A 9,395-nucleotide genomic window follows, 5' to 3' on the forward strand; every position below is an offset into this window, starting at 1 on the left:
GCGTTCGCCAAGAATGGTCACGATGGCGTCGTCGACCGTCGGCAGGAACTTGAGAGGATTGACCTCGGAGGCGCCAACCATCGTCTGGGCGACACGCGCGTTTCCCTTTTCCTCCGAGCGCTTGCGCAGAAGCTGCATCAGCCCTTCCATCATCAGCCGGTACTCGCGCCCGAACTTCGCCATTTCGGCGATCGCGTCGCGGCCGGGAAAATCGGCTTCCTCGACGCCCATGCCGCGCAGGAATGCGTTGCGAAGCGCCATGTCTGACTGTGACGGCGCCGCTGCCGGCGCACGCGCCGGTCTCGAGCCGGAGGCCACACGCGGCGGGGGAGGGGGCTCGGCTGCCTGCACCGGCAAATCCCATGGATTTGCCGGTTGCGGTCTTTCGGCGGCGCGTTCGCGCTCGCCCGCTGGCCAGCCGCCATTTGCCGGACCCGATGGCGTGGCCGGTCCGAAGCCGAAATCGTCTTGGATGGGCGACGGCTTTGCCGGAACGGGTTCGGCCATGCCGTTGAGGGATGGCACCGGATCGAGGCTGAACGGGTCGTCGAAGGCTTGAGAGCTGCCCTGGTTTGCGTTGGCACGTTCGAACGCCCCCGGCAGCGGCTGCTCGAACGGGTTCGGCAGCTCGGCCGGACGCGGCCGTCGCGGCTCCTCTTCGGCCCTGGCCGAAAAGAAATCGTCGTTGCCGATGCTGACCGGCGCGCGAGACGCCGGCGGCGACCGTTCGGCGACAGGCTGGCTGGTGGCCGGCGGCTGCATGGCCGGCGCCTGCAGGTCGACATGGAGTATGTAGTCGCCGAGCCTCAGCCGCATGCCGCTTTGCAGGCGTGCCGACCTGCCGGCGCCGAGCGGGCTGTCGGAGTCGTTTATGAACAGTCCACTGCTCGAGGTGTCGGTGACGAAATAGCCGTCCTGCCCGCCGGTGATCTTGCAATGGGCGCGCGAGACGAACATGTCCGGATCGTCGATCTGCCAGCCGGCGTCGGCGCTGCGGCCGATCACCAGTTCGCCCTCGTCCAGCCGGGTCTGCCTTACCGCCTGGGTGCGTGGCCCTTGCTCCAGCGTCAGCAGCAGACTCATGCCGCGACCTCCGCTATCTCCGGCCGCCATCCGACGATCGTGCGCAGCCGCAGATCGTCAGCATCTCCCCTTTCGGGGGGCCGCGCAAGCCAGGCGGTCCGGCCAAGCTGGACGGTTCCGACGCGAGGCGGCGGCACGGCCTCGCGAGCGAGCACGATACGCAGGTCGACGTCGAGCGTTTCCCCGATCATGTCGCGAACCGCGTGCTTGAACAGCGTCAGCCGCCGGCTGCCCGGCAGAAACGACTTGAAGTCCTCCAGGCCGAGGGGGCCGACGCGCAGCTCGATCCTGCTCTGGCGGCTGAAAACGCGCGGGCCGATCGTCGCCCCGCGGCCGAGGGCCGCGTAGGCCTTGGCCAGGCGGCTCTGCAGCGCGGTCGGCACCGATATCCAAGCGGCGACGAACTCCTTGACCTGCACCGGCACCTTGAAGGCTTCGGCGAGATACAGGGTGAGCCGTTCCGGACCGTCGACCTGGCTGGCAAGCGAAGCGGCCTGGCGCAGCTTGACGGTGTCGAGTTCGGGGTCCTGGGTGCCGGGAAGGCCAATGCCGGCCATCGCCTCGAGCATTGCGCGGACGCGGCCGCCGACAGCGCGTTCGACCTGCACTCCCGGGTGGGCATCCGCCCAAGCCCGGTAATACAGGGCAATCATGCGATGCTGGAGGATGTTGACGAAGTCCACAAAGGTCGTGTCGCTGGTCTGCCTGGCATCGGCGCCGGTGAACCAGCGCTGCGACAGGCGATCAAGCACCCAGCGGGTCAGATGCAGCGGCAGCGGACCTTCAGGTCCCATCAGGCCGAGATTTGCAACCGTGACCCGCGCCGGCGTGTTGTCGGCGGCTTCCTGAAAGTCCACCACGTCCCTGGCCGAGAAGCTCAGGCGCACATGCTGTCCGAGTCTTGCCGGCTCGCGTTCCAACCGGCCGGAATGGCCGAATAGGCCGCCCCTGCGTTCGAGCCGGCGCAGCAGCTCGAAGAAGTCGAACGATTGGGACAGGCCCTCGCTCCGGCCCGATCCGATGCTGCCTAGATCAGGTAGCGATTGCCGGGCGTCATCGGCCATGGCACATCCTCCTGCTTCTGCAGCAGCCGCGTGCGGGTCCGCACAAAGCCGTTTATTCCGGCATGGCGGGCGAACAGCCGCGCGAGCAAGGCCGAAAGCAGCAGGGTGCTTTGTCCCGCGAGCACGGACTGGTCCACATGCAACGTTACTTCCGTGCCCCGCCCGAAGCACATCGGCCCGTCGATCTGCAGTCGTTCGATGACCGGGCGCGAGTCGATGCGCACGATCGAATGCACGTTGCGGGCGAGACCCGGATCGCCGCGGTCGGCATAGAGGTCGAGCAACGCATGGAGCGGATCGACACCGCGACCTTCCTTGGCAAGGCTGAGGAAATTGAGCCCGAGCTGGGCCACCAGCCGCCAGGCGAGATTGTCGGCCCTGAATTCACCCTCGGCGCCCGCCGGCAGCGCCGCCGGGATCGCCGGCTGCGGCGGACGCAACGCGCCGATGAGCCTGACCGCCTCGACCGGGTCGCCCGTCTCCAGCGTCAGCGTTGGATTGTCGTCGAGGATCGGCAGGTCGCGATTGGTGCAAAGCGCCATGATGTCGAGGCGCCTCAGAGGTCGGTTCGCCGGGCTTGCGATGGGACGCGAAACGGCCAGGAAGACATCGTCCCCGGTGTAGGAGGTGCGGGTCAGGCCATCGCGCCGCTCATCCTCGGTGGGCCGGCGCGGCCGGCGCTCGGTGGAGTAGACCCAGCCGCTGCCGCGGTTTTGCCCCAGGCTGAAGAGCTCGGGTATTTCGGCGTCGCTGCCCTCGCTCTCGGCGTCCTCGACCCGCGTGACCCGATAGATCTCGAAGTCGCGCGCCCGCGTACGGTCGGCATGCAGTACCTGCCGCGTCCGGCGGGGATCGAGCTCGACGATGTTGCACTCGCGCTCGAAGAGATTGATGATCGGGGTTACGAAGAGCTCGAAATCGGCGGGCGTAAGGTCGGCAAGCTCAGGTACGGGCCGCCGGAACAGGAAAATGACCTCCAGCCCTCCGTCGCATTTGCGCACCACCGGGTTCAGGCCAGAAACCCGCACATAGTGGAAGCGCTCGGGCATCATGAAATATTCCCGCAGCAGGCGGTAGCCTTCGAATGTCGGACGGGTACGCGGCATCAAGGCTTCGTCGTCGCGAATGCCGACCATTTCGGGTTCCGGCAGCGGCGATATCGGGTTGGTCTTGCCCTCGGTGCGCGCGCCAACCGCCGAACAGGCGCCGAAAATGGCGTCAAAAATCAGCGGCGCCTTACTGCGGCCGGCAAGATAGAGATCAAGCTGGTCAAGCGCGAGTTCGTTGAATTTGCCTTTGCCGGTGCGGGTGAGCGCGATGCGCAGCGCCGCTTGGCCGGCCACGCCGCCGACCGGCCCGATGCCGGCCGCCGCCAGTCCGCTGCGATCCTGGAAATAGCTGACCGAGCTGATCTCGATCGGCCACAGCGTGATCTCCTGGGCGGTGGTGAAAGTGCAGCGTGTCGACAGGCCAGGCTGGAGGCCGGAGACCAGCCGGGTGTCGCGCTTCACGACGTGGCCCGCAATCATCGACTGGACCTGCTGGCCGGGTTTCAGCACTGCCATGGCGGTCGCCGGCGCCGGCGTGACCAGATCGGGATAGAGGACGTCGAGCACGGCGCGTGAAAACCGCGAGCGCTCGGCATCGACTTTTAGCCGCGTGCGCGCGGCAAGAAAAGCAACCCCGTCCAGCAGGCGCTCGACATAGGGATCCGGACACGGCACCGTATCGAGCGAAAGGTTGCGAGCTATCGCCGGATGCATGTCGGCGAATTCCGCGGCGAGCCCGCGGATATGGGTCAGTTCTTCCTCGTAATATTCTACGAAGACCCGATCCATCTCAGCTTTCCCTGAATTCGGTCCGCGCCAGGCCGTTGTCGAGATTGATCGTTGTGCGAAGGCGCAGCCGTTCCGGCGTCGGCGTCATGATCAGCACCGCGTCTATCTCGATCTTCAGACCCACACTTTTGTCGCCAAGGGTCACCGTGACGGTCGTCGCGCTTTCCTTCAGGCGCGGTTCGAACGTGGCAAGCACCGAACGGATCTCCCGCGCCAACGTATCGCGGTCGAAGTCTCGCGACGAACGGCCGGAGAAGGAAGGCACGCCGTAATTGATCACGCTTCGGCGCACTTCCGGAAAATCAGCCAGCGAAGGCGGGTCGTCCATCGCCTGCTCCCGCTCGAGATCGGTCAGCAGCGGAACGGATTCGAAGCGCTCGGTGTTGAACAGGGCCTCGATGTCTCGCCGCACGGCCTCTCTCAGCACGCGCGCCGACACCACCACACCGCGGCTTTCGATCTCCGCACGGTGCTCGTCCTGAAAGATCAGCCGGTGCAGGCGCCGCTTCTGGTCCGGTGTCAGCTCCGCATCGGCGTCGATCGCGCGCGCGCTCCCGGCAAGAAATGTCTCCAGCCGCTCCGCGCCAAGCTCGTCCTGCAACAGCCGGCGCAGCCCGTCTATCTCGGAGGTAAGCCCGGGCAGGTCGTTGACGAGGCGGTCCCAAAGAGAAGGCTGGACCGCCTCGCGCGTCGCTCGCGAACTGCCGGCAAGCCGCGGCTTGTTCGCGCCGGGCCGCCGGACCTCACTTGCCGACATAGACATCCATTTCGATTTCGTCGTCCTTGTCGTAGACGAACTTGATCTTCTTGTAGGCGAAGCTGACTTCCTCCTCGATCAGGTCTTCCTCGTCCTCGGCCTGCGACATGTCGTATTCCATGATCGAGGCGTCGGTCAGCGTCACGACCAGATAGTCGCTCGTCTCGCCGTCTATGGTCCGGCGCGCGGAAAACACCACTTCGTCGAGAGCCTTGTTCTCGAACAGCGCCTTCTTCAGATAGGGCGAGGACTTGTCGTAGTGCTTGGTGAACTTGATCATCCCCAAGGCCACACGACCGCGGCGCGAGAGCGAATTCGGATCGTACGGCGCGACCATCTTGTAGTCGACACCATGGATTTCGATCTCGTCCTCGTGGCCGTCTCGTACGCTCGGACCCTTGATATCCGGAACTTTCAGGAAGCCATCGATCTTCACAGGCATTGTCTTTCTCCACCGCTCTCAAACGAAACAAGATCACATTGCTGCAGTTCAACCCTTCACTGACGGGAGTTCTGACACCAGCCGGAGCGAAGCGTTGATGCCCTCCAACTGATAATGCGGGCGCAGATAGAAGCGGGCATTGTAATAGCCCGGCCGGCCCTCCACGCTGTCCACCTGCACCTCTGCCGCGGCAAGTGGGCGCTTGGCGCGCGCCTTGTCGTCGGCGAAGGCCGGGTTGGCCAACACGTAGCGATTGATCCACTCGGTCAGCCAGATCTGCATGTCCGAGCGCTCCTTGAACGACCCAATCTTGTCGCGCGCAATTGCCTTGAGGTAATGCGCGAAGCGCGACACTGGGAAAAGGTAGGGCAGGTTGGCGCTCAGGCGTTCGTTCGACTGCGCATCGGGATCGACCAGGCGACCGGCGCGCGTCTCGTCATCCTGCAGCGAATGGGCACCGATGAAGGCCGCGAGGTCGGTGTTCTTCCGGTGCAGGATAGGCATCAGACCGAGCTTGGCCAATTCCGCCTCGCGGCGGTCGTCGATGGCGACTTCCGTCGGGCACTTCATCGCGATCGATCCGTCGTCGGTCGGGAAGGCGTGCACCGGCAGGTTGAGCACCGTGCCGCCATTCTCGACGCCGCGGATCTGGGTGCCCCAGCCATAGAGTTTGTGGCTGCGGTTGATGTTGACGCCCATCGGGAAGGCGGCGTTCATCCAGACATATTTGTTGTGGTCGCCCTGCACCTCCTCCTCGAAGGTGAAACCCTTCACCGGGACGGTCTCGGTGCCGTAGGGCAGCCGTGCGAGCACACGCGGCATGGTCAGGCCTATGTAGCGCGCATCCTCGCTCTCGCGCAGCGACTGCCACGAAGCGTAGGCCGGGTTGTTCACAATCATCTGAAGGTCCTGCGGGTTCGGCAGTTCCTGCCAGCTGTCCATGCGGAACAGGCGCGGCGAGGCGGCCGCGATGAACGGCGTGTGCGCCGAGGCGCAGATGCCCGAGATGTTGCGCAAGAGGCCGACGTCGCGCGGATGGTTCGAGAATTCGTAGGCGCCGACGATGCAGCCGATCGGCTCGCCGCCCAGCATCGAATACTCGTCCGTGTAGACCTTCTTGAAGATCGGGCTCTGATCCCACATCTGGCCTTCAAAATCCTCGAGGGTGTCGGCCAGCTGCTCCTTGGAGATGTTCATCACCCGGATCTTGAGATGCTTGGCATCGGTCTCGGTGTTGTTGATGAGATACCAGAGGCCGCGCCATGTGCCTTCCATTTCGCGCACTTCCGGCGCGTGCAGGATCTCGTTGACCTGCGTGGTCAGCATCTTGTCGATGCCGGCGATCAGCGACTTGATCGACTTGATCGCATTGGACGAGATGGTGGTGGTCTCGGAGCGGGATTGCGCCGCCAGCGCGAGATTGCGGACGAGCTGCTGCAGCTTCTCGCTGTCGTCCTTCTTGACCTTGAAATCCTTCTCAAGGAGCCCGCTGAACTCCCCCAGGTCAATGGCTTCGGCCTCGGCGGTGACGGCTGCGGTCTTTTGCTGTTCGGCCATGACTTATTCCCCAACCTTGTCGTCGTCAGACATTGCCTGGCTGGCGATCTTGCTCAGAAGCGGCTCGTTGTTGAGAAGCTGCGCGATGCGCTTTTCGGCGTCGACACGGCCATCCATGAAGCCGAGCAGTTCCTCGAGCTGGCGACGCATCTTGAGGATCTCGGCGAGTTGCGGGACCTGCTCGGCGATCTTGTCCGGCGCGAAATCGCCCATCTTGGTGAAGGTGAGATCAAGCGCCAGTTCCTCGTCCTTCTCGGCGCCTTCCGCTTGCGGCAGCGTATTCTTCACCCGCGCCTTCACGCGTGGCCCGAGCGCCTCCATGAACTTGGGGAAGCGGTTGGCGTCGGTCTCGACGAAGGCACGGTCCAACAGCGACTTTGAAGCTTCCCTGGTTTGCGAAGCGCCGGAAAGGTCGGCCATCACGCCCATGACGAACGGCAGTTCTATCGTCGTCGGGCTGCCGTAGGTTTCGACGTCGTAGGCGATCTGCACCCGCGGCGCGCGATTTCGTTCGATGACCTTCGCTTTGCTTTCGGCTGGCATGTGTTGCTACCTTTCATCCTTCTGGGCCGTCTTTTTGGCATCGGGAACGCCGGCCAGAAGCCGGAACTCCTTCAGCCCCGACGGGGCGAGATCTTCCATCAGTTCAACAAAATCCATGTGCACCATGCGGCGCACACGGCGGGCGAGATGCGGGATCGGGCTCGACGGCTCGGTGCGGTCATAGAAGGCGACGACAAGGTCGAGGCACTTGACCACGTCATCGCGCGAGGAAATCCGGTCGGGCAGCCCGGTGCTCTGTTCCGCGTAGCTTGCGACACTTGCCATCGTATCGGCTCCATGACCGTTTCGGACGGGCGTTGCCGGTTCCGCCGGCGGCGGGGAGGGTTTCGCCGCGCCGTTCGCCACGGCGCCGGCAGCCGAATTGCGCTCCAGGGTCGTCAGCAAACGCTGCAGGAACCGTTTCAATTCCGGGACGGCGGGACCGTTGCCTTCGATGCGGGCGTTGAGCGCGGTCTCGACGGCATCGAGGGCCGCGATTGCCGCGCGGGCGTCGCCCAGCAGCGACGTCATCGCCTCGCCGGCCTGATCGATCTGCGCCGCGCATCCGCTGCGCACCCGGTTCAAGAGCTGGCTGTGGGCGCTCGCAAGCGCTGCCTTTTCGCTCGCATTCAGCCCAGAGGCCGCTTCCTGGAGCATGACGCGCTCGTCGAGGGCGCCTTGTTCCAGGTCGCGCCCGCTGATCGGCCCGATCGGGCGCGGCGCGAAAAAGATCATCTGCCGCAGGTCCGCCAGCAGGCCTTCCTGGCCGTTCTGGAGATCGAGCAGGGCGTTGATGCGACGCAAGGCCGCGTCGCGCGGCGTTGCACCGGATCGCAGCGCCGGGTGCAGGGTCTCCCAGTGGGCGTCGAACGTCTGCGCAACCAGGCTCAGACCGTCGGCCAGTCCGGCCAGCCGGTTTTCATTGGCCAGGGCGCGCGTGACGATGACCAGAAGGCGCAGATCCCGGCCGCGCGGACGCAACTCCTCGGCCTTGGCAAGCACGGCGGGCCAGTCGATCGGAATGATCGCTTCCGCGGACGGCTTGTTGCGGTCGTCATACTCGACTTTGGTCTGCTGTTCGGTCAGGCGCTCCAGCTCATGGAAGGCCGGGTCGTTGCGCAAATCCTCACCTGACGGATTCTCACCGTCGAGAGGATTCAGCCAGAGTGCGAGATCAATCACACCAACCCCCAGGAGCGGCCTTGAGACCTTGCGTGACGCAAGGTTATCACAGTGCGTCACTTTATCACAATTCAAGGACTGCTCAAAAACTAACGGAAGCTAAACGCGACCGTTCTGTCGCCGAAACCCATGGCGTCATTGTCCGGCGCTGTATGTGAAATGCATCGCATAGGCGAGGGCAATTTCGTGTTTGTTTGCCTGGGGATGCGGGGCTTTCCCTGAAACGGAAGATGCTAGGCGAATCGGGCATCGAGGCGCATCATCCATCACATGCTTTGTCAACCTGCCGCTTCTATGGCAGGGTATCGGCTGGCTGATTTCGGGAGCAGGTTCGATGGAACAGCGCCGGTCATCGCAGAGCTTCAAGCGCAAGGAACTGGTCGCCAAGCTCAATGCCACGGGGGTGCGCGCCTTCAAGGCCGCGGCCGACACGGCCAAGCTGCGCGGCAATCCCTATGTCGAACTCGTCCATTTCATTCAGCAACTGGTGCTGTCGGAGCGCTCGGATGTGCAGATGATCGTCGCCGATGCCGGGCTGGATGCCAGCCGGCTGACGGCGGACATGACCCGTGCCATCGACAAGCTGCCCTACGGCGCCACCTCGGTGGAGGAATTCTCCGACCACATCTTCCACGCCATCCAGGAAGGCTGGAACCTCGCGACGCTGGAGTTCGGCGTCGAGGAGGTGCGCAGCTCGCATATCCTGCTTGCCTGCCTGAAGACGCCGGTGCTGGAGGGCCTGGTTTCGAAGATCAGCGCCGAGTTCGACCGGATCGATGCGGACGGCGTCATTTCCCGCTTCGCCGATGTCATGGAAGGTTCGCTGGAGGCCGGCGCTGCCCCGGCCGCCACGGAGACGCCGATGAAACACGGCCCCGGCGGGGATTCGGCGCTGGCGAAATATGCCACCGACCTGACGCAGCGCGCCC

8 protein-coding genes and 1 pseudogene are annotated in these 9,395 nt (G+C 64.5%); 1 reads left to right on the forward strand and 8 read right to left on the reverse strand.

Features of this window, described 5'->3' with window-relative positions:
- From tagH to tssA, 8 genes are all read right to left on the reverse strand, one after another.
- Positions 1-1,083 (reverse strand): type VI secretion system-associated FHA domain protein TagH (gene tagH / locus EN742_RS13720; RefSeq protein ID WP_128332915.1); only part of this gene is annotated, 1,083 nt, incomplete at its 3' end.
- The gene (gene tssG, locus EN742_RS13725) at positions 1,080-2,147 is read right to left on the reverse strand and encodes a type VI secretion system baseplate subunit TssG (RefSeq protein ID WP_127407220.1); all 1,068 of its coding nucleotides are present in this window, start codon (positions 2,145-2,147) and stop codon (positions 1,080-1,082) included. The genes tssG and tagH, both read right to left, overlap by 4 nt.
- Positions 2,111-3,985 carry a type VI secretion system baseplate subunit TssF gene (tssF, locus tag EN742_RS13730; protein WP_128332916.1) on the reverse strand — a complete coding sequence of 625 codons (1,875 nt, stop codon included), beginning with the start codon at positions 3,983-3,985 and terminating at the stop codon, positions 2,111-2,113. The genes tssG and tssF overlap by 37 nt, the downstream gene beginning before the upstream one ends.
- A gap of 1 nt (position 3,986) precedes the next feature.
- Entirely contained in the window at positions 3,987-4,742 is a 756-nt protein-coding gene (gene tssE / locus EN742_RS13735) for a type VI secretion system baseplate subunit TssE (RefSeq protein ID WP_126059406.1), read from the reverse strand.
- Positions 4,729-5,184 (reverse strand): type VI secretion system tube protein TssD, encoded by a 456-nt coding sequence (tssD, locus tag EN742_RS13740; RefSeq protein WP_126058946.1) that lies wholly within the window; start codon positions 5,182-5,184, stop codon positions 4,729-4,731. Before tssD ends, tssE begins: the two co-directional genes overlap by 14 nt.
- Positions 5,185-5,232: 48 nt before the next feature.
- Positions 5,233-6,741: a type VI secretion system contractile sheath large subunit gene (tssC, locus tag EN742_RS13745; protein WP_126058947.1), complete on the reverse strand. Its 1,509-nt coding sequence runs from the start codon at positions 6,739-6,741 to the stop codon at positions 5,233-5,235.
- 3 nt (positions 6,742-6,744) lie between these two features.
- On the reverse strand, positions 6,745-7,284 hold the full coding sequence (tssB, locus tag EN742_RS13750; protein ID WP_126058948.1) for a type VI secretion system contractile sheath small subunit: 540 nt from the start codon (positions 7,282-7,284) through the stop codon (positions 6,745-6,747).
- Between the two features lie 6 nt (positions 7,285-7,290).
- A complete protein-coding gene (tssA, locus tag EN742_RS13755; protein ID WP_128332917.1) occupies positions 7,291-8,466 on the reverse strand; it encodes a type VI secretion system protein TssA in 1,176 nt (391 codons plus the stop codon).
- A gap of 334 nt (positions 8,467-8,800) precedes the next feature.
- Here tssA and EN742_RS13760 point away from each other — a divergent pair.
- Positions 8,801-9,395 (forward strand): annotated as a pseudogene (locus EN742_RS13760) (type VI secretion system ATPase TssH); the annotation flags it as partial.

It is taken from the genome of Mesorhizobium sp. M4A.F.Ca.ET.020.02.1.1, assembly GCF_004022645.1.
Taxonomy (GTDB): domain Bacteria; phylum Pseudomonadota; class Alphaproteobacteria; order Rhizobiales; family Rhizobiaceae; genus Mesorhizobium.

Bases quoted from the DNA above. Each gene is read 5' to 3' on its own strand.
- tssG (WP_127407220.1), bottom strand. From the start codon at position 2,147: ATGGCCGATGACGCCCGGCAATCGCTACCTGATCTAGGCAGCATCGGA.
- tssF (WP_128332916.1), bottom strand. From the start codon at position 3,985: ATGGATCGGGTCTTCGTAGAATATTACGAGGAAGAACTGACCCATATC.
- tssE (WP_126059406.1), bottom strand. From the start codon at position 4,742: ATGTCGGCAAGTGAGGTCCGGCGGCCCGGCGCGAACAAGCCGCGGCTT.
- tssD (WP_126058946.1), bottom strand. From the start codon at position 5,184: ATGCCTGTGAAGATCGATGGCTTCCTGAAAGTTCCGGATATCAAGGGT.
- tssC (WP_126058947.1), bottom strand. From the start codon at position 6,741: ATGGCCGAACAGCAAAAGACCGCAGCCGTCACCGCCGAGGCCGAAGCC.
- tssB (WP_126058948.1), bottom strand. From the start codon at position 7,284: ATGCCAGCCGAAAGCAAAGCGAAGGTCATCGAACGAAATCGCGCGCCG.